Raw genomic sequence first — 26,183 nt, forward strand, 5'->3', positions numbered from 1 at the left:
AAGCAATTTTTCTATTATTTTAGAGAAAGAAAATAAAAGCAAAAATGACTCAAAGCCACCGTATTTATTAGTGTAAATGAAAAAATGGCGCCAATTGTCTTCAATTGGCGCCATCTGGCTGAGTGACGGGGACAGGACAAATTACAACATCATTTTTGGATGATTTAAGGAAATTGGCTTTCTATATGTAATGTCTGTCTTTCATTGGCGTTATGAATTTGGTTTGGATGTCCTGAGTAGGATTGATACAAAAGTTGTAAAAAATCAATAGTTTCATCGCATTAAACTGATATATAAATTTACAAAATTTACTGAGGATTTTAGAAGAATGTTTAAGTTAGTATTATCTTTCTTTGGCTGTATGAATTACTTTATGCTATTTAGCTTTTGTGGCACAAATGTAATCCCTTTCATATTGACACGGCCTTAGCTTTTTGCAGAAAAAAAGGGTATCCGTTTCAGCCAGCAGAATTATAGCAGTATGTAATGTCTGGATAAAGTGTTTAGTATTAAATCTCAAAAAGCGCATATTGAACAGGGTCAATATGCGCTTTTTAGTTAGGACTGATAATGGGTTTAAACTTTTCCTAAAGTATAAAGCTGCTCCATTGTAGGTGTCAGGCTTCCCCCTGCAGGTTCCAGCGTGATGCCGAAAGCTTCAGCTGAATCTGTTTGGCTTACGGCGAAGATTTTTTGAGAGTTTCCTTCAAAATTATCCAGCAGACCAATACTTGTCGGGGTAAGCACTGGACTTAGTTTTAAAGACCAAACCTGGTAAACCATTCCTTTTGGAGGATTTGGCAGACCTGCCGCGTCAATATAAGTCGTTTTTGTTTCTTTGTTCCAGTACACTTTTGCAAATGATGACGGGGACACGGATTGTCCTCCCAGAGTAACGTTGGTGTTTTTAATATCTCTAACAATGCTTAGGTTTTTCTCCGTCTGTTTATTCTGCTGATCTAAAAAAGCATATTCTCTTTCAATTTTATTTTTTTCACCTCCGGCCTCAGAGACTGCCTGTTTAGATTTTGTCAATTCTAAAGTCTGATAACCAAAACCTAACAGTAATAATACCGCAGCTGCCCAGCCCAAATATTGCGAACGGTTGGATGTTGGTTTTATATCGACAACTTTGCCATGATTAAATTCTAAGCGCGCTTTTATTTTCTCGAAATTGGTAACCGAATGGAAAGGTGAGAAGCTCGATGACAAGGCTGAAACAGCTTTTTCTATAGCAATGATTTCACTTGCAACCTCAGGGTTTTCTCTGGCCAGTTCGGCAATTTCTAGATTCTCTTTTTCTGTAAGCAGGCCGTAAACGTACAGTTCTAAAGTGCCTGATTCAATATATTCATTCGCTTTCATTATATCTTTAAATAATTTCTTAAATCGTTGATACAGTTTCTGTTTTGTGTTTTGATAGTGCCCAGCGGCATGGCAAGCTCTTCGGATGCTTCCAGCTGGGTGTATCCCTTAAAGAATAGCAGATCGATAATCTCGATACATTTTGGTTTCAGTTTTTTTACGAATTCCTGAATTCCTATAGCATCTATTCTATTTGTGAGCTTACTGCTATCATCTAAGAGATTTACGAAATTATCCGAAGAAAGGTTTTTTTGGGTGTTGTTGAAATTTTTGGACCGCAGCTTATCAATGGATGTATTCCTTGCAATATTAAGCATCCAGGTGTAGAACCGGCCCTTGCTTTCGCTGTACATATCGATGCTCTTCCAGATTTTTACAAAGACTTCCTGCAGGACATCTTCGGCTTCTTCCCGGTTTTTCACTAAAACATTTATGACCGAAAACAAGCTTTTTGAATACATATCATAAAGATGGGTGAAAGCCTTTTCATCTTTTTTGCGGATTAATACCAATAATTCTTCTTGGCTCATAGGATTGGATTTTAAAGCTTGAATAAATTTTAATTATAATGTGGTAATGCCTGATAAAGGTAATTTATTTTTTACGCAAATAGTCCGGAGATGAAATAAAGGTTTAAATTTCAAATTGCCAATTCTCGGGAATTTATGTTTTGCTGATGTTTTGTCTAGTAGTGCTGCTTTTTCTATTTCCATAAACAAAAGTTATTATGAAAGTAAAGAATATGAAAATTATTAAATCTAATTTTTGCAGTATCTTACCGATGGATTGTGTATGGATTGTGTTTTGTATAGATAACTTGCTGAATTTTAACTTCGTTTTTCATAATCTAGGTTTTTAATAAGGTTAATGCCGTACGCACAATTTTTTATTAACGAAATTTAAGCAGCAGCGGTTTTAAAAACAGGCATGTTTTTTAATAAAAAAAGTTTGCCGAAAAAAAATAGAAGAAATTTTATTTTTTTTCGGCCTGCTATGCCACTGTGCTATAGAAGCTTACTTCTTTTTCAGCTGATTTTCTTCTGCTTTAAGTTTTTTTATTAAAAACCATAAATCATTTTACAGCGTAAATGACTGTATAACTTTAAAAAAATGTAATTATGAAAACTAGAAAATTTTTAGCATTAGCAGTCTTAATATTGGGCTTCAGTTTTACAGTATCTGCGCAGAAAACTGTTATGGTTGGTGGGGCTGCCATGTATCCTAATAAAAATATTATTGAAAATGCAGTGAATTCCAAAGACCACACTACTTTAGTTGCCGCTGTAAAAGCCGCTGATCTTGTAGAGACTTTGAAAGGCAAAGGTCCTTTTACCGTTTTTGCTCCTACAAATGAAGCTTTTGACAAATTGCCTCAAGGGACAGTTGAAACACTTTTAAAACCTGAAAACAAGAAAATGCTTCAGACTATTTTGACTTATCACGTTGTAGCTGGAAAGATGAATGCTTCTGATATTGCGAAAGCCATTAAAGCAGGAAAAGGAAAAGGAAAAGCAGTTCTAAAAACAGTAGGCGGGGGAACATTAACAGCCTGGATGATGGGGAAAGATTTATATATAAGTGATGAGAGCGGAAATAAGGCAAAAGTTACCATTTCTGATGTTAACCAATCTAACGGGGTAATTCATGTCGTGGATACGGTGCTGCTTCCTAAGATGTAATAAGTAATTATTCAATATAAAGGCCCTGAAATTTCGGGGCTTTTTTTATGACTTGTAGATAAACAGCAAATATGAACCGATGCATGTTTTTAACTAGATATGATGTAATAATTTTTGATTTTATAACAAAGCTATTCTTTCATAAAATTATTGTATTTTTATTTCAATTACTTGATATTTAGGTAGTCATTTGGAAAAAGACCTGTCGTTAGAAATAAATCAATTTTTAACCGCAATTGAATTAACAATATTTAATATCGAAAAAATTACGATAAACGATAAAAAAAAACTATATCCTTAACGGGACTTTGAATCATCGTTCGGCTTCGATTAATTTTCTGATAGCACCACTTTAAGACTGTTTATTTCAAACAGACTAAGAATTTCCTGTGAAAAAATCAAACCATAAATATTAGGTTGTGAAGACTTGAAAAATCTATATGTTTGTGTATAAAAAAAGAGACAACTATTTGCTAGTTGTCTCCTTAAGTGAGGGAGAGGACAAATTACAACATCATTTTTGGATGATTTGAAGAAATTGGCTTTCTATATGTAGTGCCTGTCTTCCATTGGCTATGTAAATTTGGTTTAGATGTGATGTTGAATATTGATTAAAAATTATAAAAACTAAAAAGGTTTAGGGCAGTAGACTAATATAAAATTCAACAAATATAATGGAGGATTTGAAAAGATTGTTATACTTAATATAGAATTGTCTTTCCTTGGCGCTGTGAACCACCGTCTGGGATTTAATAATAAATCTATTTGATTTTCGGAACTTTTAAAAAAGCAGGTTCTTTATAAAAAAAATCAATATTTAAGTCGCCTTTTGTCGGCCTATTTTTTTAACTTTCAGATAAAATCAGGAAGAGTTAATTATTATAAAAAGTTTATGGTTTTTAAATTACATTTACAGCAAGAAAACTTATTTCTATGTATGATGAATTAAAATATTGGTATTTGCGAGATCATAAATTGTTTAGAACTTTGAGCTATTCTCAGATTAAACAATTGTGCATTATTACCGGTTTTAAAAAAGCTTCAAAAGGCGAAGTTATTTATTTTTCTTCTTCAGATGTACCTCGAATTTTTTTACTAAAAAAAGGAAACATAAAAATCGTTGCCATTGATGATAAGGGTAATGAAACCATAAAAGACATTATTCAAAAAGGAGATTTATTTGGTGAACTGACTTTAGAAATCGACAATAAAGTCGAAGAATATGCCAAAGTACTTTCTGATGATGTTGTAATCTGCAGTTTTTTAATGTCTGATTTCGAAGACTTATTGCTTCGAAATCCAACATTGGCCATTTCGTACACTAAATTTGTGGGTTTGAAAATGAAGCGCGTCAAAAATAGTTATGCCAATTTAATTTCTAAAGATGCCAAAACCAGACTGTTTCAGTTTCTTAAGGACTGGGCAGAAAAAGACGGCGTTAAAAACGGAAATTCCGTTGCAATTGAAAATTATTTAACCCAAAATGATATTGCTCAAATCATTTGTACTTCCAGACAAACCGCTACACAATTATTGAATGAAATGGAAGCCAATCAGCTTTTAAGCTACAATAGAAAAGAAATTATCATTCCGGATATCAATAAGTTATAATTATTTTAGGCGAAGTGTAAATTAGCCGACATTTTGCTTTTTCATAGTGCAATACTTTTACATCATCAAAAAGATGTAAATTGATATACTATGAAAAAAATATTTTTAATTTTTGTTGCAGTCATCACTTCGGCTGTACATGCTCAAAACGAGGTTGCGAAATCTGCGGTTGATATTGCTCCGTTATTGATTGGAGAGAAAATTCCAGCCCTTACTTTAAAAACTGCTGAAAATAAAGCTTTCGATCTTTCCGAATTACTTAAAAAGAAAAAAACAGTTCTCATTTTTTATCGCGGTAGCTGGTGTCCGTATTGCAACGCGCATTTGCAGGCATTGGCTGCAGCGGAACAGCAGATTATCGATTTGGGCTATCAAATTATTGCTGTAAGTTCTGATTCTCCGGAGAATTTAAAAATTACCGAAGAAAAAGACAAAGTAAAATATACCTTGCTTTCTGACTCAAAAGGAGATTTAATAAAAGCGGTAGGAATTGCTTATCGGGTTCCGGAAAACTACAAAACGGTAATTAACGTAAATTCTAATGGGGACAATACCAGTTTGCTGCCTGTTCCTTCCGTTTTTATTGTCAATACTGAAGCTGTTGTACTTTTTGAATACATTTCACCAAATATCAAACAGCGAATTACGACAGAATTATTGGTATCGGTATTAAAAAACTTATAATAATAAAAGATGAAAAAGCTAGTAGTATTGTTATTGATTTTAATTACCGGAAGTTCATTTGCTCAAAACGATGCCAAAAGAATCAGCCAGTATAATTTAGAAAATAAAGTTGCTATTCAGGGTTATGATCCTGTCGGTTATTTTAATCAGGGAAAAGCAATTAAAGGAAAAAAAGAATTTTCTGTTGCGTATCAGGCTGTGACTTATAATTTTTCATCGGCAGAAAATAAAAATGCTTTTTTGAAAAATCCATCCAAATATGAACCTCAATACGGCGGTTGGTGCGCCTATGCAATGGGAAGTTCCGGAGAAAAAGTCGAAATAAATCCGGAAACCTTTAAAATTATCGATGGCAAACTCTATTTGTTTTACAATGCTATTTTTAATAACACCTTGAAAAGCTGGAACAAAGACGAGAATAATTTAAAAAAGCAAGCCGATACTAACTGGAAAAAAATATACAAATAACCGGAAGCCATGAAAAAAGAAATTTTAATCTGGATTTTGAAAATAACAGCTTCGGTAATTTTATTGCAAACCTTGTTTTTTAAATTCAGCGGAGCAGAAGAAAGTGTTTATATTTTCTCGGCTTTAGACGCAGAACCTTACGGAAGAATCGGTTCCGGAATTGCCGAATTGATTGCGGTTATTTTAATTCTAATTCCCAAAACAACCTGGATTGGCGCTCTTATTTCCAGCGGAATTATGACTGGAGCGATTCTGTCTCACTTATTTGTTTTAGGAATAGTGGTTCAAAACGACAACGGTTTACTTTTTACTTTGGCGCTCATTACCTTATTGTGCAGTCTTGGGTTGCTTTATTTTAATAAAGACAAATAGTCTAATCTTCTAAATTAAAAGTTATGTTACTAAAATCAATACGCCACAGTTTAGATGAGTTAATCGATTTATTGAATCAATTATCAGAAGAAGAATATATAAAACCCTGCGAAGCCTTAAGCAATTCGACTATTGGCGAACATGTAAGACATATTCTTGAAATGTTTCAATGTCTTCAAAACGGATACGATGCTGGAGTTTTAAACTATGATAGCAGAAAAAGAGACAACAGAATTCAAACCGAAACCGAATTTGCAAAACAATGCATTTTTGAAATTGAAAGAGGACTGAAAAGCGAAAATAAATTACTGTTTATTGAACAGCTTATAGACGGTCTTACCATGCGAATTCAAAGTAATTATTACAGAGAACTGCTTTATAATCTGGAACATTGCGTGCATCATCAGGCATTAATAAAAGTGGCTGTACTGCAGCTTGAGAATGTTGAAATAGCAGATGATTTTGGCGTAGCGCGCTCGACTATCGAATACAGAAAACAATGTGTACAGTAAGTTTTGTAAATAATAATGGAGTTGCGATACTTACTTCAAACCGGGATGAAAAAGTAATTCGTCCCAGTGCCATTGCGCCAAGAAATTACAGTCACAACAGAAAAAAAGTAATGTATCCAAAAGATGCAAAAGCAGGAGGAACCTGGTTTGCAATGGATGAAAACGGAACTGTTTTGGTTTTATTAAATGGCGGGATTATAAAACACGATCCGAAACTCTCCTACCGCAAAAGCCGTGGATTGATTGTACTGGATATGATAGCAAGTGATTCGCCTAAAGATTTTTGGACACAAATTGATCTCGAAAGCATTGAACCCTTTACACTGGTTTTGTATCAGGAAAAAGTTTTATACGAATTGATTTGGGATGGTTCCAACAAAAGAAAAACAAAGCTCGAAGAAACTCAAAATTATATTTGGTCGTCGGTTACTTTATATCCGGAAGAAATTAGAAAAAAACGATCGAATTGGTTTTTTGATTTTTTGAAAGACAAAAATGAAATCTCGCCTTTAGATATGCTCGATTTTCATAAAAATACGCAAAGCGATGATTCTCAAAACGGTTTAATTATTAATAGAGAAAATCTAATGAAAACGTTAAGCGTTACCCAAGTTGTGATTGAGCAGAACAAAGGCGCAATGAAATATTATGATTTAGTAAAAACAGAAGATTTTTCAACCTCGTTTATCCGAATTTAAAACCGAAACAAATGAAGCTATTTTTTCATAAAGTAACCAATTGGGAATACTGGCCTTTTCAAATTCTTTATATTCCGATTTATTTTCTTTGGGTATATTATGCCATCAAAGCAAGATCTTTTTTTTTCTTTAATGCCTCTAATCCCAGAATAAAAAATGGTGGTTTTATGATGGAAAGCAAAAAACAGATTTACGATCTGCTGCCTGAAAAATACTATCCAAATACCGTTTTGATTCGTGAGAATTCAGATTTAAAAAACATCGTCGATTTACTGGCCGAAAAAGAGATTCATTTTCCGTTAATTGCAAAACCGGATATTGGTCTGCGCGGCTCAGGTGTAAAAAAAATAAAGACGGTTGCGGAACTTCAGGAATATGCAGATAAAGCGAACTTTGATTTTTTACTTCAGGATCTTATTCCATTTAAAAAAGAAGTAGGCATTTTTTATGTCCGCAGTCCACTTGAAAAAAACGGAAAAATTACTGGAATTGTTTCAAAAGAATTTCTGATTGTAATCGGAGACGGAGAAGCAACAATTGAAGACTTAATCAAAAAAACGCCAAGATTTGAACTTCAGCTGCAGGTTTTAAAAGAAGAATACGGAGAACAGCTGCACCGAATTTTGCAAAAAGACGAAACCTTAAATTTAGTTCCGTTTGGCAATCATGCACGAGGCGCAAAATTTCTTGACGGAAGCGATTGGATTACTCCAGAATTAACGAAAACCATTAATGAAGTGGCCATGCAAATTCCGGGATTCTATTTCGGACGTTTTGATATCATGTACAATACATTTGAGGAACTGGAGCGAGGAGAAAATTTTCAGATTGTAGAACTTAATGGTGCAGCGAGCGAACCGACACATATATATGATCCGAAACATTCGGTTTGGTTTGCATGGAAAGAACTGGCGCGTCATATTAGGTATATGTATGAAATAAGCGTTGAAAACCATAAAATGGGCGTTCCATATTTAGATTACAAAGTCGGAATGCTCGAATACAAACTGCATTTGGTGCAAAACAATAAAATCATGAATTTTTAAAATGAAAAGTTTAAAAAATATCTTAGTCGGATTTCTGATAAGTTTTCTGGGATCAATTCCATTAGGATATCTCAATCTTGTCGGATTAGAAATTTATACCAAATCGGGACTTCATGATTTAGTTTTCTTTTTATTTGGAGTTATAGTTATAGAAAGTCTGGCCATTTATTTTACGCTGCTTTTTGCCAAACAACTCCTAAACAATAAAAAAATAATGAAGCTGATTGATTTTTTTGCCGTAGGATTTTTGTTTGTTCTGGCTTTTGTTTTTTATTTCAATTTCAATTCAACCACAAAATCAACATATACTTTTCAAAACTATTTAATCTATTCGCCCTTCGTAATTGGTATCGTTTTAAACTGTTTTAATTTTTTGCAATTGCCATTTTGGGCAAGCTGTAATCTGTATTTACTCAACGAAAAATATATCGAAGCAGAAAGAAATTTAAAATACTATTATCTTGCAGGAACTTTGGCTGGTGTTTTTTTAGGAATGTTGAGCCTGATTGTGGTTTTGCAGACTTTTTTTCAAAAAACAAATCAGTTTTCAACCTTCATAATTCCAGTTTTTATTCCCCTTTTTTTTATTTTATTAGGAGGTATTCAAATATATAAGGTGTATAGAAAATACTTTAAAGCCTAGTTTGATTTATGAATATATACTTCAATTGTCTTCAATTGGCGCCGTTTGGCTGTGCGGTGAGCTCGACGGGACAAATTAAAACATCATTTTTGGATGATTTGAAGAAATTGGCATACTACATGTAATGTCTGCCTTTCATTGGCTTTGTAAATTTGATTTAGATCTCCTGTTGGGGATTGATGCAAAAAAATATAAAAACTCAATTGGTTTATGCCAGTTAACTAATATACAATTCTGCAAGTATTATTTAGGATTTGGGAAGATTGTTAGAGTTAAGGCAGGATTGTCTTTCATTGTACGGCATGAATTAATTGATTGTTGTTCCATCAGAGCTAAAAATTGATTTATTTCTGATTTAAAACCATAGAGTTGTTTCAAACAAATAAAAAGCCCGATAGTTAAAATCGGGCTCCTTGTTTTTATTCTAATTTTATTTGTATTTAATATTGATGCTGATAATATCCGAGGTCATATTAGTGGTTCTGGTATAATGGCCGTAACGAATCTCCAAAGTATTCCAGTGTTTTAAACCAAATATGCCATTTGGAGGAGTAAATTTCATTCCCATTCCAAAGAAGCTGCTGTCAAACTTGGACAGATCATAATTGCTGGTGTAGAATTCATCATCGGCTGTATGCTGGCCATAAGGCTTGAAATACTTGGTTCCGCTTTGGGTGTAATAGCGGTAAAACGGGCTTAGTGAAAAGGCCTGGGTCAATTTTACCGGAATTTCAAGATCAGCGGTATGCGCTTTCAGGCTCCAGTTGTCTGTGTAATATCTGTAATAGGCACGAATAATTATATTGTCCCCGAAGAAATAACTGGCCCTGATGCCAAGTGGAATTTTAAGTCTGGTGTCAGGCATTTTCTCCTGATGAACAGAGCCGTCAGCAAAATAAACCCTGTGAAAAGGAAGGCTTAAGTAGCCATTCTGGCTTATTACATCTCCTACAAGCAATATTTGTAAATTTTTATTGATGATCTGGGAATAGCTCAAGGTCCCGGCAAAAGTATTTCGGCTGGCACTGCCGTAGCCCTCGCTTCCAGATGGACGAAGTTCAACAGGCTCAATGAGTTTCAGCTGATCGATAAAAGTCTGAAACCTGGCTGTAAATTCACCGTTTTTGTTTTTGGTTTTTTGAGAGAAGGCGATATTCCCTCCAAAAGACTGGTAATCAAACTCGGTTGAAGAGGAAACTCCAACAGCGTAAGTTCTTCCTTTCTCTTCATTTTCTCTCAGATAAGTAAAAGAAGGGTAGAAGCGATTGTCAGAAGAGGATGCAGATGAGTTCGCACTCAGATCAATCATGTCTGAAGATGCAGAAGTATAATGGTCAATTCCCGCTTCAATATCAAAAGTATGCTTGATCCCTGTCTGGCCGTACTTTACCAGTTTTACATCAATGGTATTGGCAATATCGGTAAGGTGCTCCGAACCGATTCCGCCTGTAACGGCAGAATTGTTTCCGTCCTGCTTGTAATAGCTTGATACCAGATTCACCTCTTCGAGTTTTAATTTTTTGCTTTTATAAGCCGTTGAATCAGCGGGAACGTTTTGCGCCCTCAACTGGAACAACGCCAATAAGGCATATCCTGTTATGAATATTCTTTTCATTTTTCAGCGTATGAATATTAGTTGCAGCCGCAGCCACCGCCGCTTTTTCCTGAATTCGCCCCGGAAGCTCCCTCGCGGTAGGATTGGAAACTGAGTTCGGTCTTTTCGATTTTCCTGTTGGAGAGCACCATTTCAGAATCGTTGAGTTTTCCCTTCTGGTATTCCTTCACAGAAGAGCAGGAGGCAAGCAGCAGCACGGCAAGAGCAGTACCGCATAATGGTGCAGGAATTTTTTGCTTTGGCTTTTTCATTTCAGATTAATGTTTTTGGATGTGTAAATTTTATTGTGGTCATCAATTATTATGCAGTACAGATCAGGGATCTGATCTATTAGAAACAAGCCTGCCTTGATGCCCATAACAGCAATTGGAGTGGCCATTGCATCAGCAAATTCTGCATTTGAAGCTATAATAGTGACGCTTTTTATTCCAGTTATGGGAAGACCTGTTTTTGGGTCGATGGTATGCGAATATTTTTTTCCGTCAATGGTCACGAATTTTTCATAGTTGCCGGATGTCGCCACAGCTTTGTTGGATATTTCCATATAAGAAAAAGCGGCATTGGGCGAGTCGGGATCGGCCACCCCGATGGTCCATTTCCTGCCGTCGGGCTGCAGTCCCCAGGCGGAAAGGTCTCCGCTGGCATTGATGATGCCGCTCTGCACATTATGTTTTATAAGGATTTGTTTTGCCATTTCTGCGGCATATCCTTTTCCGATACCTCCAAAACCGATCCTCATTCCTTTTTCTTTTAAGAATACGGTCGTATTTTTCCTGTCAAGGATGATATTTCGGTAATCAATAAGGTGTACCATTTTGAGAGCGGTCTGGGCATCAGGAAGGCTCGTCATGGTTCTGTCAAAATTCCAAAGGCTCTTGTCGATGCTTCCGTATGAAATATCAAATGCACCTTGTGTGATTCTCGAAATTCCGATAGACCTTTCGATAAGGCTGAAGACTTCCAGATCCACTTTTACGGGCCTGATTCCTGCATTATCATTGATCAGATTGGTCTGGCTGTCTTCTTTAAAAGTGGTCAGAAGCCTTTCGATGCGTCTGATTTCTTCAATGGCCAGATCGATATTCTCATTTCCTGTTTTTTCATTCACGGCAACAACTGTTATGGTAAAGCTGTTGCCCATCAGTTTTAGGGATTTCGAATATTTCTGCTTGTTTGCTATGTTATTTTCGGCTCTCACAGATCGCTTTTATTTCGGCAGTCCACTGTTCAGGCGATGCATCGGGTTTTCCGTGCCAGGTTTTGATCACCCTGCCATGTGCATCAAGAAGAAGCGTCAGGGGAAAGCTTCCTTCCTTGTTGTATATTTCGGCCAGATCCTCGTTGCGTTTTACCTGATCAGCTGTTCCTATATTTTTCTTTTTTCTTGGAAAATCAGCATTGACCAGCACCAGGTTTTCATTTGCCATATCGGTGAATCCCTGGCCTTCGAGATAATCCCTGCGAAGCACAATGCATGGACCGCACCAGTCTGAGCCCGAGAAGTTCAGAAGGATCAGTTTATGGTCTTTTTCCGCAGTTTTTTTCGCATTATTGAAATCGGGTTCCCAGTTTATGGAAAACGCCATTGCCATTGTAAGGAATAAAGTAATCAGCTTCATCTTTTTCTTTTTTTGATATATACGAAATAACGAAAGGTATGGTTTGTTATTTTTGCGGTTCGCTTAAGATTAGATTAATGTTTTAAGCGGTTATAAGCCCTGTTTTCTTGCTTCAGGCAGTCTGGACTCCAAAAATATATCCGACCAGGGCTGAGGCTGCCATAGCAAAGGTGCCCCAGATGCAGATCCGAAGGACTGCTTTGGGGATATTTGAGCCTCCGGCCTTGGCGGCCAATATTCCTGAAAAAGCCAAAAAGACAATCGAAAAACCGTATTGATAAAAAATCATGTCTTTAAGGGGAGCAAAAATTGCCACCAGCAGCGGAAGAAAACCTCCAATGATAAAAGATACTGCCGATGCAAAGGCGGCAGTCAGGGGATTGGCCTGCGTGATTTCGTTGATCCCCAATTCATCCCTTGCGTGGGCTTCTAGGGCGTCATGAGCCATTAGTTCAGAAGCCACCTGCCTGGCCAATTTTTCATTGAGCCCTCTTTTTATATAAATCTCTGCCAATTCTTCCAGTTCCTCCTGGGGCATATCCCTTAGGGCCATTTTTTCCCTTTCCAGATCAGCGGATTCAACATCGGACTGCGAGCTAACTGATACATATTCGCCTGCTGCCATGGACAGGGCGCCTGCCACCAGGCCTGCCACTGCAGCGAGAAGAATAGGTTCTCGGGTTACACTTGCTGCTGCAACACCGATCGTAAGGCTCGTGGTTGAAAGGATCCCGTCATTTGCCCCAAGGACTGCGGCCCTTAGCCAGCCGCTTCTGTTGATGTAATGAATTTCAGATTCCATAATTTTTATTTAGCAGTTTTACCCAGTCGCGGTCTTCAGATTTTTTTTGAGTACCGCCAAAATTGGTTTTCATCATTTCCCTGATCTGGAATTGAGTTTTATTTCTGGTGCTGTTTTTCCATTCGTTGAAGTCATAGATATGAATCTGCTGCGCATGGGGGTTTACCACAAAAGAGATCCCGGAGATTGAATTTTTGAAATTTTTGATTTCATTCAGGATATTGCGGCTGGGTACAACAATGAGGATGCTTTCCCAGTCAAGGAAATCTTTGGGGATATCTTCTCTGTCCCTGAGTCCCATGGCATCAAATAAAGCAGTTATTTTCTGATTGTTCAAACTGTTGATTTTATTATCTATTTCCATAAGGACTCTCTGCATACGGTCTTTATCAGCAATACTCATTTAAGGCGGCTTGAAATTCATAATAAAATTAGCTTAAATCCTCTTTGGATATGGCGATAAGGCCATTAGAATGATTCTAAATTTAACAGGAAATCGTATTCTTATTCCATATCGTCGCATGTCAGCCTGCAATCAAAGCAAGACTGCAAAGGACCTGAAAGCTTTGCACACAGGGTTGTTAATAACCAAATAAACATGCGGGCTGGTTTGAGAACTGTATTGTCTTTAATTGAATATGACAAGGGAGTGACGCGGCAAGGTCCCGGATTTTTATATGCAGTGCAAGAGAAAAAAGGCTACAATGTATTGATTTTTGCAAAAATTATGATATCTTTAACGCAAGAAATGGTAATTATGAAAATGCATACTTAATTTATGCAGCATCATTTCATTTTATATTCATATGCAATCAACCACTACTAAATTACAGCTTACAGTATATGAGACTATTTTTTATTGCGATGATTTTCTCTTTAAGCTCCTTTTCTTCTTTCCATATTTCAGAGCGGGAAGATGCGCTGGATGAGCTTGAACTGGCAAGGCTCACTGATCATGTCAGTGACATAAAAGCCTTCATTTCCTCAAATCCTAAGTACAACAGCAGAATTGCTTTTCTGGTGGATATGAAGATCAAGTCGGGGAAAAACCGTTTTTTTGTTTACGATCTTGAGCATGGCCAGATTATCGACCAGGGACTGGTGGCCCATGGAAAAGGCTCGGAGACCGGCATTAAAGGAGACATTCTACAGTTCAGCAATATGCCTGAATCCAACTGCACCTCTCTTGGAAGATATTCTGTGGAGAGATCTTATAAAGGCATTTTTGGAAAAGCTTACCGTCTTGCGGGACTGGACCCGACCAACAGCAATGCCATGAAGCGTGCCATTGTGCTGCATTGCTATAAAGAGGTTCCCTCCGAAGAGCAGGGGTATTATATCATCAACAGCCATGGATGCCCTATGGTAAACGAAGCTTTTTTTAAAAGGCTTGAAAAAATCATCGAAAGCTCTCCTACAAAAATTATGCTTTCGGTCTATTATTGATATTGGTCAGCCGCAGCAGCATATTTTTTTTACACCAAATTCTAAAGGGAGTCATGCAGGAGGCCTTCCTATTGCATTATGGACATAATAGCTCTTTACTCAAAAGATAAGAGGCTAATTCAAAAAGGAGACCAGCTTTCGGCCAATCTCCTTTTCAAAAAATGAAAATGAAAACTACTAATTCCAGCCGCCTCCGAGCGCTCTGTAAACATTAACAAATGCGTTCATCTGCTGTTTTTTGGTTTCAATAAGTTCGAATTTGGATTCCAAAGCATCTTTCTGGGTCAATAAAACCTCCATATAATCTGCTCGTGCAGAACTAAACAAATTGTTAGATATCTGAATAGATTCATTTAAGGCCTCAACTTGTTTTGACTTTAAGTCATAGCTTTTTGCCGTATTCTGGATTTTAGACAATTGGTTGGCCACTTCAACATAAGCATTAACCAATGTCCTTTCATAATTGTAAACAGCCTGAATCTGTTTGGCTCCCGCGGTAAGATATTCTGCTTTAATAGCATTTCTGTTAATCAAAGGTGCTACTAAATCACCTGCAATGGAGTACAATAAAGATTCTGGAGAAGTCAGTAAATATTTGGTATTAAAAGCCTCATATCCAATTCCTGCTGAAATGCCTAGCGAAGGATAAAATTTAGCTTTAGCGGCTTTAATATCCAGTTTCGCGGCGATTAATTCCATTTCTGCCTTTTTGATATCTGGACGATTTTCTAAAAGCTGAGAAGGCACTCCCGCATGAACATCAGCTGGAGTTATCGTGCTGAAAGTACTGCTGTTTCTGGCAATTTTTTGAGGAAAACGTCCTAATAAAAAATTGATTTTATTTTCAGTTTCTGTAATCTGCTGCTGAATATCAAACTGAAGGCTTTGGGTGCTTAAAATCTGCGCTTCGAATCTTCGTACAGCCAATTCGTTTACCCTTGCGGCTTCTTTCTGTATTTTCACCACTTTTAAAGCATTCGTTTGGATATCAATGTTTTGTTTGATGATTTCTAATTGATTGTCCAAAGCCAAAAGTTCATAATACGAATCTGCTATTTCGGCAATCAGATTGGTAATTACAAAATTCTTTCCTTCAATAGAACCTAAATAACGATTTAAAGCCGCTTTTTTAGCATTATGCAGTTTGTTCCAAATATCTATTTCCCAGCTTGAAGTCAGTGCAAAACGATAATTAGGAAGCGGATCTGGTGTTTCTTTGCCTGGCATAATCTCTGTTGTAGCTTCACCAGAACCTGTACTGGTGTATCTTCCAGATTTGGTTACATCTGCACCGGCGCTAAATCCTACAAAAGGTAAATATTCTCCTTTTCGTGCTTTTACTTCGCTTCTTGCAATTTCGATTTCTTGAAGTGTAATATTTAATTCCTGATTGTTTTTCAATGCAATATCAATCAGATTTTCTAAATTTTCATCTGTAAAATAACTTCTCCATTTTACTTTTCCTGTATTTAGAGTATCTAAACCATTATCTGCATAGTTTTCTGGTACTGTTTTGTTTTCTGTTTTTTCTACAATAGAAGTTGTTTTACAGCCCGCTATAGAGAGTAATACGCAGGCAAGACCTGCGTATTTTATATTTCTGTTATTCTTCATTTTCCTCCGTTTGATTGTTTATTGAAAAATCATCTACATGATGTATGAAATCATCAGATAATGAACTTTCTTCTTCTCCTTTAATTAGTTTTCGGCCTTGTGCCAATGAACCAAAGATGTAGTATAGTCCAGGAACAATGATTACTCCAAATATGGTTCCGAAAAGCATTCCGCCAAGCGCAGATCCTCCAATAGTTCTGTTACCAATTGCACCTGCTCCAGAAGCAAAAATTAATGGGATCAAACCAGCAATAAAGGCAAATGATGTCATTAATATTGGTCTAAAACGCACCTTTGCACCTTCAATCGCTGCTTCGAGAATTGTGGCGCCCTGCTGATGTTTGAGGACGGCAAATTCGACAATCAATACGGCATTTTTACCGAGCAATCCGACGAGCATAATAAGCCCAATTTGTGCATAAATGTCGTTTTGCAAGCCCATCATCTGCAGAATGACAAAAGAGCCTAAAATTCCAACCGGAATAGAGAGAATTACTGATAGCGGAATAATAAAACTTTCGTACTGTGCCGCCAATACAAAGTAAACGAAAGCCAATACGACTAAAAAGATATAAAGCGATTCATTGCCTCTTCCAGCTTCATCATAAGAAAGACCTTCCCATGCAATATCGTATCCTTTAGGAAGTGTTTTAAGAGCGGTTTCCTGCACTGCTTTAATGGCATCTGCCGTGGTGTATCCTTTTGCAGGCTGACCCTGAATAGCGGCAGAATTATACATGTTGTAACGCGTGATCTCATTAGGGCCCTGCGTTTTTTTGAGTGTCATGAATGCCGAATAAGGCACCATTTCTCCGTGATCATTTTTTACAAAGAGATTCAATACATCTGATGGTAGCCTTCTGAATTTTGGATCAGATTGGACATACAATTTAAAAAACCTTCCAAATTTGATAAATCCCTGTTCGTAGGTGCTTCCGATTAAAATATTTAGGTTTTCCATTGCCTTGCCGATAGAAACGCCTTTTTGCATAGCCAGATCATTATTAATCTCTAGTTCGTATTGCGGATAATTGGCGGCAAAGAAAGTAAACAGACCAGAAAGTTCTTTACGTTTGCCCAGTTCGGCCATAAACTGCTTGTTGATTTTATCAAATTCCTGATAATTGGTGCTGGTTGTTTTGTCTAATAAACGCATAGAAAAACCTCCAGAAGAACCAAATCCAGGAATTGCTGGCGGTTCAAAAAATTCTACAACAGCACCCAGATCTTTAGATTTCTTTTCGAGTTCTTCCATGATTTCTGTTACAGAATGTTTTCTGTCTGACCATGATTTCAAGTTAATCAGACAGGTTCCAGCATTAGAACCACGACCTTCGGTCATGATTTCGTAACCTGCCAGAGAAGAAACCGATTCAACGCCTTCAACCTTTTCGCAGATTTTCTGCAATTTCTGAGCAACCTGATTGGTTCTTTCTAATGTAGCACCTGGCGGCGTTTGTATGATTCCGTAAATGGTTCCCTGATCTTCACTAGGAATAAATCCTGAAGGAAGCACTTTGTTTTCTATAAAAATGAAAGCGCAAAACGCAATCAGGATTCCAAAAGTCAATACTCTTCGGCTTACAATTGTTTTTAGAACAGCAACATAACGGCCTGTAAGCCTTTCAAACCATCTGTTGAAAGCATCAAGCGATTTTGTCAAGATATTTCCTTTTTTCTCTTTTCCATGGTTGTTTTTCAAAAGAATGGCGCAGAGAACAGGAGTAAGGGTCAAAGCTACAATAGCAGAAATGATAATCGAGCTCGACATGGTAACCGAAAACTGTCTGTAGAAAGTTCCCACCGGTCCCGACATAAACGAAACGGGAATAAAAACAGAAACCATAACGGCTGTAATAGCAATAATGGCACCTCCAATTTCGCCCAATACTAATTTAACGGCATGATAAGGCGTAATATGCGGGAATTCTTCAAACTTGGCATGGACGGCCTCGACGACGACAATGGCATTATCTACTACAATTCCGATTGCCAGTACCAAAGAAAACAGCGTTACCAAGTTGATTGACATTCCAAACAGCTGAATAACAAAGAAAGCCCCAATCAACGATACAGGAACCGCTATAATCGGAATTAAAGTAGAACGCCAATCTCCTAAAAATATAAACACAACCAAAGCAACCAAAATGAATGCATCTCTCAAAGTATGAACCACTTGATCAATAGAAGCATCTAAGAATTGCGAAACGTCATAACTGATTTTATAATCCATTCCTGGAGGAAAACTCGCTTTCATTTCTTCCAGTTTTGCTTTTACATCATTGATTACGTCACTTGCATTACTTCCGTAGTTTTGTTTTAATACAATTGCGGCAGAAGGATGGCCATCTAAATTGGAGTAAATATCGAAAAACTCACTTCCTAATTCTACTTTTGCAATGTCTTTTAAGCGAATGCTTTCACCTTCAGAATTGGCGCGTACAATTACATTTTCATATTGTTTAGGTTCGTCGTATCTCCCTTTGTAAGTTAATACGTATTCTAGAGATTGCGCTGCTATACCAGAACTTTGTCCTAATCGACCTGGACGGCCAATGATACTTTGTTCCTGAAGTGCTTGCATAACTTCTTCAACAGAAATTTTATAAGCTCTCATTCTGTCCGGATTCAGCCATACACGCATGGCGTATTTGCGGCTTCCTAAGATCTGTGTTCTCGCAACACCTTTTACACGGCTGATTTCTGGAATCATTTTGACATCGGCATAGTTATAGAGGAATTTCTCATCCATGCTTTTGCTTTTCGAGTAAAGATTGACATACATTAGCATACTTGGCTGTATAGGAGTAATAACAACTCCTTCACGCTGAACCAGTTCAGGTAATAATGGCATTACCTGATCTACCCTTGTTTTAACCCTGATTACGGCTTCATTAGGATCTGTTCCTGGTTCAAATATGATTCTAAGTGTCGCTTCTCCAGCACTCGTGGCATCTGTTGCCATATAACGAACGCCTTGCGTGCCGTTTAGTGAATTCTCTAATGTAATTAAAGTGGATTTTACCAGTACATCGGCACTTGCACCCGGATAAGCGATAAAGATGTTTACGGTCGTGGGCGCAATTTGCGGGAATTGCGATATTGGAAGCTGCTTGATTGAAAGCGTGCCTATAAAGACAATTATAATCGAAATTATAATTGCAAAAACGGGTCTATGAATAAATTTATTAAACATGTGTTCTTTTTTTAGATTCGGTTATTCTGCATAGAGTCCTAAATTTGACAGTACCGACTGAGGTTTTACAACTTCGTAGTTTATCTTTTCATTTTCTTTTACAAGACGAAGTCCCTCTAAAAGTATTTTATCATTAATTGACAAGCCTTCTTTAATTACGAATAGGTGGGGCATTTCGGCAGCAATAACAACTTCTCTGGATTTTACTGCATTGTTTTTGTCAATCACATAGACATATTTTTTATCTAAAACCTCAAATGTGGCTTTCTGAGGGATCAGCATTGCATTTTTCAAATCAATAGGCATCTGAATGCTTCCCGTTTCACCGTGTCTTAATAATCTCTTCGGATTAGGAAAAACAGCTCTGAAAGGAATGTTTCCCGTTTCATTGTCAAAATCGGCTTCAATAGTTTCTACTACACCGGTGTAGGGAAACTTTTTGTTGTTGGCCATTAGAAGATTTACTTTCATTTTGCCGTTTTTCTCTGCTTTTTCTTGATAATCCAGATATTCAGACTCAGGAACATTATAGTAAACCCACATTGAGCTGTTGTCTGCCAATTCTGTCAGCAATTCTCCTTCGTCAACTAGACTTCCCTGACGAACATGAAATTTGTCTATAATGCCGTCAAAAGGAGCTCTGATTTCTGTAAACTGAAGATGAACTTTGCTTAAGGCCAGTTCGGCATCTGCTTTTTCCAGTTTGGCTTTTGCCATTGCCAGTTCGTTTGGAGAAACCACTTTTTCATCGGCTAGTTTTTTGGCATTTTGGTATTCAATTGCGCTGAAACTTACTTCTGCTTTAGATTTTTTCATTTCTGCTTCGTAAAGTGCAGGCATGATTTTAAACAAGAGCTGTCCTTTTTTTACCATTTGTCCTTCGTCAACGTAGATTTTTTCAAGATAGCCGCGCTCTTGGGCTCTTATTTCAATATGTTGGATAGAGTGTATCTGAGATACATAATCTTTTGTAATTGTAGTATCTTTTTCAATCGGACTGGTAACCAGAAATTTGGTTTTTTCCTCTTTTTCTTCTTCTTTTTTTGAATTGCAGCCCGCAAAAACTAAGGCGCATAAAGTCATGATCATGAAAATTCTCTTCATAATTATTTCAGCATTAAAACGTAATTTATTTTTGATTTTTAAGTAAAAAGGCCTTCGGAAATAGACCATAGTAGCTCGTATCCTTCTATTTTCTAAATTAGAACACAGAGGATAGAACAATAAAGGAATCGGCTATTTTGAAATAGCGATAGCAAAAATCAAATTCTGAAAACCTGAAACAGGAGATATACTTTATTATAAAGTAAACTAAAGATTTTGCAGTCATTTACTTTCTGGGTAAAAGCAGTCGCAGAAACGGCAAAATGATTGCTGATGTGAAAAAATGAAAAGTAATTGCTTTTGACAAGCTGTTTTTGCACCGAAGAAAAGTTCTCTTCATTTTCTTCATTATCAAAAAGGCACATTTTCCTTTTAAAGGATTCAAATGAACGTCCACGATTTAAACTGGCTTCATTTTGAGCATTATTAATAACAGTGCAAAAAGAAAACTTTTTAAATAAAACAATGTTATTGTGTGCATAAGTGCTGCCATATCCATTTAAAAGAATGACAATAGAAACGAATAATTTAGTGCACCAATTCTTCATAAGAGCTACAAATTTACTGAAAGGATTCCTTAAAAGCAATGCCTGAGATCTAAAATAAACATAGAAATGCTGATTTCGGATTTTATGCTTCCTTTATTTTGCAGATTGATTTTTTTACTAGCTTCAAGAGATTAAATTTTTATCTTTTGGGTTTTATCTGCTGTATTTCTACTGGGGGAAATTATTCAAAAATCATGGATTTAAGCTGATTTCGGTAGGCTTCCAATGCAGCGCCCTTGTCTATATAGCCGCAATAGAGATCCTCCTTGAGAACCGGAAGATAGGACCTGCTGCTTTTTTCCAGCTTCTGCATTACGGTCTCCATACTGTCATTATAATAAACGATTTCCATCGGGGCGGCCATTAGGTCTTTCGCCCTGATATCGGTATCATTGAATATAAATTCCTTTATATCGCTGAAATAGACCACGCCGAGCAGTTTTTCCCCAGAAGTCACGGCAAACATTCCCTGATCGGAAGCTTTTATCACACTGCGAACCATGTGGATGTCATCCTCAGGAGCAAGCGTTTTGGGATCATTCTGCAGTATGGCGTCCATTTTAAGGGTCCAGAGGATATTGGTGTCCTTGTTGCTGGTAAAGACATTCCCTTTTTTTACCAACCCTTTTACATCCAGGGAATGCTTTTCAAAACGTTTTGAGATTGCAAAGCTTATCGAGGCGACAATCATAAGCGGGATGATCAGATCATATCCGCCTGTGATTTCTGCAATAAGAAATATGGCTGTAAGAGGGGCATGAAAGAGTCCGCTGAGTATTCCCGCCATGCCCACTATGGCAAAATTGCTTACCGGAAGGTCGGTCAGTCCGGTAAGGTTAAGGAATTTAGAAAAAAAATATCCGGCATATGAGCCCAGAAAAAGCGATGGCGCAAAATTTCCTCCGTTGCCTCCGCTGCCAAGGGTAATGCCTGATGCGAAAGCCTTGAGCATCATTGATGCCCCCACAAAAGCCAGAAGCACCCATTGATTGGAGCTGAAGTCCTTGAAGAGGGTATTTTCCAGAAGTTCGCCCGGATTGCGGTCGGCCAGAGATTTGATGCTTTCGTATCCTTCACCAAACAGGACTGGAAATGCAAAAATGAGAAGTCCGAGGACCAGAGCGCCGAAAAGCGCTTTTTTATATGCACCGAGCCTTAGGTTTGCAAAATAGTGCTCGGTTTTGAGAAAATTCCTTGAATAATAGACCGAAAGAAAAGCTGTAAACAGGCCCAGAAGGATATACAGTGGGATGTTGTGGTAATCAAAAGTCTGCTTTTGGCGGAAGCTGAGCAGTATATTTTCGTTAAGCAGGATTGCAGAAACCAGGGCGCCGGTTGCGGCGGCGATCATAATCGGTGTAAAGGCTGCTATGGTCACATCCACCAGAAGCACTTCAACGGCAAACAGCACCCCTGCTATGGGCGCATTAAAAGCAGCGGCGATTCCGGCCGCGACTCCGCAGCCCAGAAGGAGCGTCCTGTCTTTGTAGCTTAATCGGAACTGCTGGGCAAAATTGGAACCGAAAGCGGCTCCTGTAACCACAATTGGGCTTTCAAGCCCGGCCGAGCCTCCAAGCCCCACTGTGAGGGAACTTGTGAGAATCTGCGCATAAAGCTGTTTTTTGGGAACAATACTGGCTTTGCGGGCTACCAGATACAGGATTTGGGAAGTGCCTTTTTCAATGGTCCCTCCAAGGAGCCTTCTGGTGGCCATCACCGTGAGCAGGATCCCTATAACGGGAAGCACTGAGTTGATAAAGCTCAGCTTTAGTATGCTGTTGGCATATGCAGCGGCCTGATAAACCGAATGGGCAAATGATTTTAGGAGTATGACGGCCAAGGCGGAAGTGATCCCGACAAGGACGCTGGCCAGAAATATAAACTGTTTGGGAGACATTTTTTTTCTTCCTACAATAAGAAGGGCCTCAATCTGTAAAAGCTTTTTTTTAAACATGAAAGTGAAAACTGTGTACGCGCGCCCGTGCATTGATTTTAAATGCGGCAATAAGCGCTGCGGGATTATAGGGGCAATTTTTTCAAAGATACGCCACAGCTTTGTTTCAGCATCAGATTTTAACAAACAATTTATTAATAGCATTGCTTTTAGCTTCCATGAGGTATCCAGAGCCGATAATTCCTTATCCTTTACAGAGTTCTGTTTTTCCTTTCTCTATGCGGTTGGGAGCGCCGAATTTAAAGGAATGCTGATTTTCTAAGTTCAAAAAAGGCTATTGGGGGAAAATGCATAATATCAGCTTCTTCCGCCTTATTTCATGGGGATCCAGCTTTCGATCTAAAGTCCCAATATACATGCCGCAACACTGTACCTGCATCCGGTCTTCTCCAGATGGTCTGCAGGGCAATTTCACAATTGTTTTGGATGATATGCATATTTTTTTTAAATTCAAAATACAGAAATTTTATCAAGAAGCAGATTATGGAGAAATTTTCAGGATTTTTCACCCTCCATGAGGATGAAGACGACAAGGGTAAGACCCTTGAGAGTGTCAAGAAAAATATTGATTTCAAAGGCGCCAATCTTTGGATACTGGCCTGTGCGATCATTATTGCCTCTGTGGGGCTTAATGTGAACTCTACAGCGGTGATCATAGGTGCGATGCTGATTTCCCCGCTGATGGGACCGATAGTGGGGGCGGGTTTTGCCCTGGGAATCTATGATTTTTCCCTGCTAAAAAAATCGTTGCGCAACCTGCTTAATGCCACTCTGGTAAGCCTTCTTTTCTCGACGGTCTATTTTTACCTGAGCCCCTTCAAGGAAGTGCAGTCCGAACTGCTTGCACGCACATCTCCCAATATATATGATATACTTATTGCCTTCTTTGGGGGGCTGGTGGGCGTGATTGCCGTCACCAGGACCGAAAAGGGAAATCCCATTCCCGGGGTCGCCATCGCCACGGCCCTCATGCCGCCGCTCTGTACGGCAGGCTACGGCATTGCCACTATGCAGTGGCCTTTTTTCCTAGGCGCTTTCTACCTGTACTGCATAAATTGCGTGTTTATCGGCATATCCACTTTCCTGATTGTAAAATATCTTAAATATCCTGCCAAAGAGGCTGTGGACAAGGGACAGCAGAGAAAAGTCAGAATTTTCATTTCCGTACTCATTACCGTTATGATTATCCCGAGCGCCTATCTTGCCTATACGCTGTATGAGAAGCAGCAGTTCATCAAAAGTGCAGACCTTTTCGCCGATCAGGAGTTCACAGCTAAAGGCTACACGATGGTTTATAAAAAGACTTCCTATGCTCCAAAGGGGAAAGTGCTGGAGCTGGCTTTCCTTTCCAAGAGATTTACAGATTCCGAAATGGGCCTTCTGAGAAAAAAAATGGGTGAGAACCAGTTTTTGAAGGGTGCCCAACTGATTATCAGGCAAGACAGCACCGACCGTTTCAGTGCGCTGAAGGGCGATATCCTGAGCCAGATCAAAAGCAGTGAGAATGAGCTCAATGCAAAGGATGTGAAGATCATGCAGCTCCAGAAGCAGCTCTCGCGCTATGAGTTCGATAATGCCTCATTTCTGAAGGAAATCCGAATATTGTTTCCCGAAGTAAGTTCCCTGGCCATTGTGCGCCAGCAGGCCGCATTAAAAAACGATTCGCTTGCCGAGGTGACTGCTGTGGCATATGACGCGGCAAAACCAATCAGACAGGCCGATAAGGAGAAGTTCAGGACCTGGCTCAATGAAAGGCTGGGCGTCAAAAACGTGGTGCTCTACCGCCGCGAGAAGTAGCCTTATGGCGCATAGATCAAGGTATGATTGCCTGTGCACGCGTAAAGGATGGCGTAAAAAAGGGCCTTATTTTTGCAAATAAAACCCTTTTTCGAATAAAGCAAAAAAAAGCATTTCAAGCTGCACGGGCCCAAAATAGCCGCTGCATTGAAAATTTGTTATGATTTTTCGGATCTTCTGCCATAGAGATATAAAATGGCATAGCCCAGCGCGCCGGCCAGAAGGGAAGCTGTAAGAACGGCAAATTTTGCCTGCAGCTGTAATTCAGGCTGCTTAAAGGACAAAAGGGCAATAAAGATAGACATGGTAAAGCCGATGCCGCCCAGAATGCCTAGTCCAAGTACATGAGGCCATGATGTCTGGTCGGGCAGTTCTGAAATTTTGAGCTTAACGGCTAACCAGGACATTAAAAAAATCCCGGCGGGCTTGCCGAGAAATAATCCCAGTATGATACCCATCCCGATGCTTCCTGCAAGCCCTTCGATCATTCCGCTCTCAAAAGTGATGCACGTATTGGCAATGGCAAACAGTGGCATTATGAAAAAGTTTACCGGAATGGTAAGGCTGTGCTCAAGTTTTTCCAACGGGGATTCGGTGTCATCCTCATTGGTGGGCAGGGCGAGCGCCGTCAGTACCCCTGCAATGGTGGCGTGGATGCCTGAATGATGCACCAGATACCACATTGCTGCCCCGGGAATGATATAGCAGAATATGTTTTTTACCCCGCATCTGTTAAAAATGATCAGAAGCGACATGATGCCTGCTGCATAGGCAAGGTAGATAAGATGGATTTCGCTGGAATAGAATATTGCGATTACCAGTATGGCGATCAGATCGTCAACGATGGCAAGTGCGGCCAGAAAAATTTTAAGCCCGTTTGGGACTCTGCTGCCCAAAAGGGAAATAATGCCGAGTGCGAAGGCAATATCGGTGGCCATGGGAATTCCCCAGCCTGCGGCCGTCTGCGGATTTGAGGCATTCAGCGAGGCGTAGAGCAGGGCCGGCACAGCAACACCGCCGATAGCTGCAAGCACCGGCAGGGACGCCTGTCTGAAGGAAGAGAGTTCCCCTTCGATGATTTCCCTTTTGATTTCCAGGCCGACCAAAAGGAAAAATACAGCCATAAGACCGTCATTAATCCAGGTAATAAGGGGATATTCCAGATCTATGGCTCCAAAATCCCTGCCAAGTTTCATCTGCAGCAGACCATTAAACGATTCTGCCCACCCGATGTTGGCTATAGTGAGCGATATAGCTACGCAAAGCAGCAGGATGACGCCTCCGGCTGAGGAGGAGGAGAAAAATCGTTTGAAAATATTTAGGTTTATTAGTTTTGTCATATCTGCAAATTTAGCCGGTAAGGGCAGAAAAAACAAATCGGGATTGATTTTTAGAAGAATCCAAAGAGTT

The 26,183-nt window shown here is 38.6% G+C and carries 25 protein-coding genes; 11 read left to right on the plus strand and 14 right to left on the minus strand.

Translation table 11 applies throughout. The features are described from left to right. Positions 1-576: 576 nt before the first annotated feature. Together ACFO3N_RS17580 and ACFO3N_RS17585 are read right to left on the minus strand one after the other, a co-directional pair. Positions 577-1,365, minus strand: coding sequence for an anti-sigma factor (locus ACFO3N_RS17580; protein WP_379799905.1), 789 nt, complete (start codon positions 1,363-1,365; stop codon positions 577-579). Beyond that, complete coding sequence (locus ACFO3N_RS17585) at positions 1,365-1,895, minus strand: RNA polymerase sigma factor (RefSeq protein WP_379799907.1); 531 nt, start codon at positions 1,893-1,895, stop codon at positions 1,365-1,367. Before ACFO3N_RS17585 ends, ACFO3N_RS17580 begins: the two co-directional genes overlap by 1 nt. A gap of 588 nt (positions 1,896-2,483) precedes the next feature. On the opposite strand from ACFO3N_RS17585, the gene ACFO3N_RS17590 reads away from it, so the two are divergent. From ACFO3N_RS17590 to ACFO3N_RS17630, 9 genes are all read left to right on the plus strand, one after another. Next, entirely contained in the window at positions 2,484-3,044 is a 561-nt protein-coding gene (locus ACFO3N_RS17590) for a fasciclin domain-containing protein (RefSeq protein ID WP_379799909.1), read from the plus strand. A 933-nt stretch (positions 3,045-3,977) separates the two neighbouring features. Next, on the plus strand, positions 3,978-4,655 hold the full coding sequence (locus ACFO3N_RS17595) for a Crp/Fnr family transcriptional regulator (protein WP_379799911.1): 678 nt from the start codon (positions 3,978-3,980) through the stop codon (positions 4,653-4,655). Between the two features lie 90 nt (positions 4,656-4,745). Then, complete coding sequence (locus ACFO3N_RS17600; RefSeq protein WP_379799913.1) at positions 4,746-5,339, plus strand: peroxiredoxin-like family protein; 594 nt, start codon at positions 4,746-4,748, stop codon at positions 5,337-5,339. A gap of 9 nt (positions 5,340-5,348) precedes the next feature. Then, on the plus strand, positions 5,349-5,807 hold the full coding sequence (locus ACFO3N_RS17605) for a YHS domain-containing (seleno)protein (protein WP_379799915.1): 459 nt from the start codon (positions 5,349-5,351) through the stop codon (positions 5,805-5,807). Positions 5,808-5,816: 9 nt separating this feature from the next. Beyond that, positions 5,817-6,179: a DoxX family protein gene (locus tag ACFO3N_RS17610; protein WP_379799917.1), complete on the plus strand. Its 363-nt coding sequence runs from the start codon at positions 5,817-5,819 to the stop codon at positions 6,177-6,179. 23 nt (positions 6,180-6,202) lie between these two features. Continuing rightward, on the plus strand, positions 6,203-6,691 hold the full coding sequence (locus ACFO3N_RS17615) for a DinB family protein (protein WP_379799919.1): 489 nt from the start codon (positions 6,203-6,205) through the stop codon (positions 6,689-6,691). Beyond that, positions 6,679-7,389 carry an NRDE family protein gene (locus tag ACFO3N_RS17620; RefSeq protein ID WP_379799922.1) on the plus strand — a complete coding sequence of 237 codons (711 nt, stop codon included), beginning with the start codon at positions 6,679-6,681 and terminating at the stop codon, positions 7,387-7,389. The genes ACFO3N_RS17615 and ACFO3N_RS17620 overlap by 13 nt, the downstream gene beginning before the upstream one ends. Before the next feature lie 11 nt (positions 7,390-7,400). Further along, the gene (locus ACFO3N_RS17625; RefSeq protein WP_379799924.1) at positions 7,401-8,435 is read left to right on the plus strand and encodes a D-alanine--D-alanine ligase; all 1,035 of its coding nucleotides are present in this window, start codon (positions 7,401-7,403) and stop codon (positions 8,433-8,435) included. A gap of 1 nt (position 8,436) precedes the next feature. Then, positions 8,437-9,078, plus strand: coding sequence for a hypothetical protein (locus ACFO3N_RS17630; RefSeq protein WP_379799926.1), 642 nt, complete (start codon positions 8,437-8,439; stop codon positions 9,076-9,078). 430 nt (positions 9,079-9,508) lie between these two features. On the opposite strand, the gene ACFO3N_RS17635 is transcribed toward ACFO3N_RS17630, so the two are convergent. From ACFO3N_RS17635 to ACFO3N_RS17660, 6 genes are all read right to left on the minus strand, one after another. Further along, positions 9,509-10,693, minus strand: a complete 1,185-nt coding sequence (locus tag ACFO3N_RS17635; RefSeq protein ID WP_379799928.1) for a DUF3570 domain-containing protein — start codon at positions 10,691-10,693, stop codon at positions 9,509-9,511. 17 nt (positions 10,694-10,710) lie between these two features. Beyond that, entirely contained in the window at positions 10,711-10,944 is a 234-nt protein-coding gene (locus ACFO3N_RS17640) for a DUF4266 domain-containing protein (RefSeq protein WP_129053231.1), read from the minus strand. Continuing rightward, a complete protein-coding gene (locus tag ACFO3N_RS17645; protein ID WP_241687382.1) occupies positions 10,941-11,891 on the minus strand; it encodes an FAD:protein FMN transferase in 951 nt (316 codons plus the stop codon). Before ACFO3N_RS17645 ends, ACFO3N_RS17640 begins: the two co-directional genes overlap by 4 nt. After that, complete coding sequence (locus ACFO3N_RS17650; protein ID WP_379799930.1) at positions 11,875-12,312, minus strand: thioredoxin family protein; 438 nt, start codon at positions 12,310-12,312, stop codon at positions 11,875-11,877. Before ACFO3N_RS17650 ends, ACFO3N_RS17645 begins: the two co-directional genes overlap by 17 nt. 112 nt (positions 12,313-12,424) lie before the next feature. Further along, the gene (locus ACFO3N_RS17655; RefSeq protein ID WP_281632460.1) at positions 12,425-13,114 is read right to left on the minus strand and encodes a VIT1/CCC1 transporter family protein; all 690 of its coding nucleotides are present in this window, start codon (positions 13,112-13,114) and stop codon (positions 12,425-12,427) included. Beyond that, positions 13,104-13,517 carry a hypothetical protein gene (locus tag ACFO3N_RS17660; RefSeq protein WP_281632461.1) on the minus strand — a complete coding sequence of 138 codons (414 nt, stop codon included), beginning with the start codon at positions 13,515-13,517 and terminating at the stop codon, positions 13,104-13,106. The genes ACFO3N_RS17655 and ACFO3N_RS17660 overlap by 11 nt, the downstream gene beginning before the upstream one ends. Positions 13,518-13,957: 440 nt before the next feature. Between ACFO3N_RS17660 and ACFO3N_RS17665 the strand changes: the two genes are divergently transcribed. Continuing rightward, positions 13,958-14,560 carry a murein L,D-transpeptidase catalytic domain-containing protein gene (locus tag ACFO3N_RS17665; RefSeq protein WP_129053235.1) on the plus strand — a complete coding sequence of 201 codons (603 nt, stop codon included), beginning with the start codon at positions 13,958-13,960 and terminating at the stop codon, positions 14,558-14,560. Positions 14,561-14,737: 177 nt separating this feature from the next. On the opposite strand, the gene ACFO3N_RS17670 is transcribed toward ACFO3N_RS17665, so the two are convergent. From ACFO3N_RS17670 to ACFO3N_RS17690, 5 genes are all read right to left on the minus strand, one after another. Continuing rightward, positions 14,738-16,174 (minus strand): TolC family protein, encoded by a 1,437-nt coding sequence (locus tag ACFO3N_RS17670; protein ID WP_379799933.1) that lies wholly within the window; start codon positions 16,172-16,174, stop codon positions 14,738-14,740. Beyond that, entirely contained in the window at positions 16,164-19,370 is a 3,207-nt protein-coding gene (locus ACFO3N_RS17675; RefSeq protein WP_281632464.1) for an efflux RND transporter permease subunit, read from the minus strand. The genes ACFO3N_RS17670 and ACFO3N_RS17675 overlap by 11 nt, the downstream gene beginning before the upstream one ends. Before the next feature lie 21 nt (positions 19,371-19,391). Continuing rightward, positions 19,392-20,474, minus strand: a complete 1,083-nt coding sequence (locus ACFO3N_RS17680) for an efflux RND transporter periplasmic adaptor subunit (RefSeq protein ID WP_129053238.1) — start codon at positions 20,472-20,474, stop codon at positions 19,392-19,394. A gap of 158 nt (positions 20,475-20,632) precedes the next feature. Further along, a complete protein-coding gene (locus tag ACFO3N_RS17685; RefSeq protein WP_129053239.1) occupies positions 20,633-21,022 on the minus strand; it encodes a hypothetical protein in 390 nt (129 codons plus the stop codon). A 181-nt stretch (positions 21,023-21,203) separates the two neighbouring features. Then, entirely contained in the window at positions 21,204-22,976 is a 1,773-nt protein-coding gene (locus ACFO3N_RS17690) for a chloride channel protein (RefSeq protein ID WP_281634778.1), read from the minus strand. A gap of 483 nt (positions 22,977-23,459) precedes the next feature. Here ACFO3N_RS17690 and ACFO3N_RS17695 point away from each other — a divergent pair, with 483 nt between their 5' ends. Next, a complete protein-coding gene (locus ACFO3N_RS17695; protein WP_343545274.1) occupies positions 23,460-24,773 on the plus strand; it encodes a DUF389 domain-containing protein in 1,314 nt (437 codons plus the stop codon). A 158-nt stretch (positions 24,774-24,931) separates the two neighbouring features. Here ACFO3N_RS17695 and nhaA read toward each other — a convergent pair whose 3' ends face one another. Continuing rightward, on the minus strand, positions 24,932-26,113 hold the full coding sequence (gene nhaA, locus ACFO3N_RS17700) for a Na+/H+ antiporter NhaA (protein WP_129053241.1): 1,182 nt from the start codon (positions 26,111-26,113) through the stop codon (positions 24,932-24,934). Positions 26,114-26,183 lie beyond the last annotated feature (70 nt).

Origin of the sequence: Flavobacterium chungangensis, from assembly GCF_042654045.1 — a bacterium.
GTDB lineage: Bacteria > Bacteroidota > Bacteroidia > Flavobacteriales > Flavobacteriaceae > Flavobacterium > Flavobacterium chungangensis.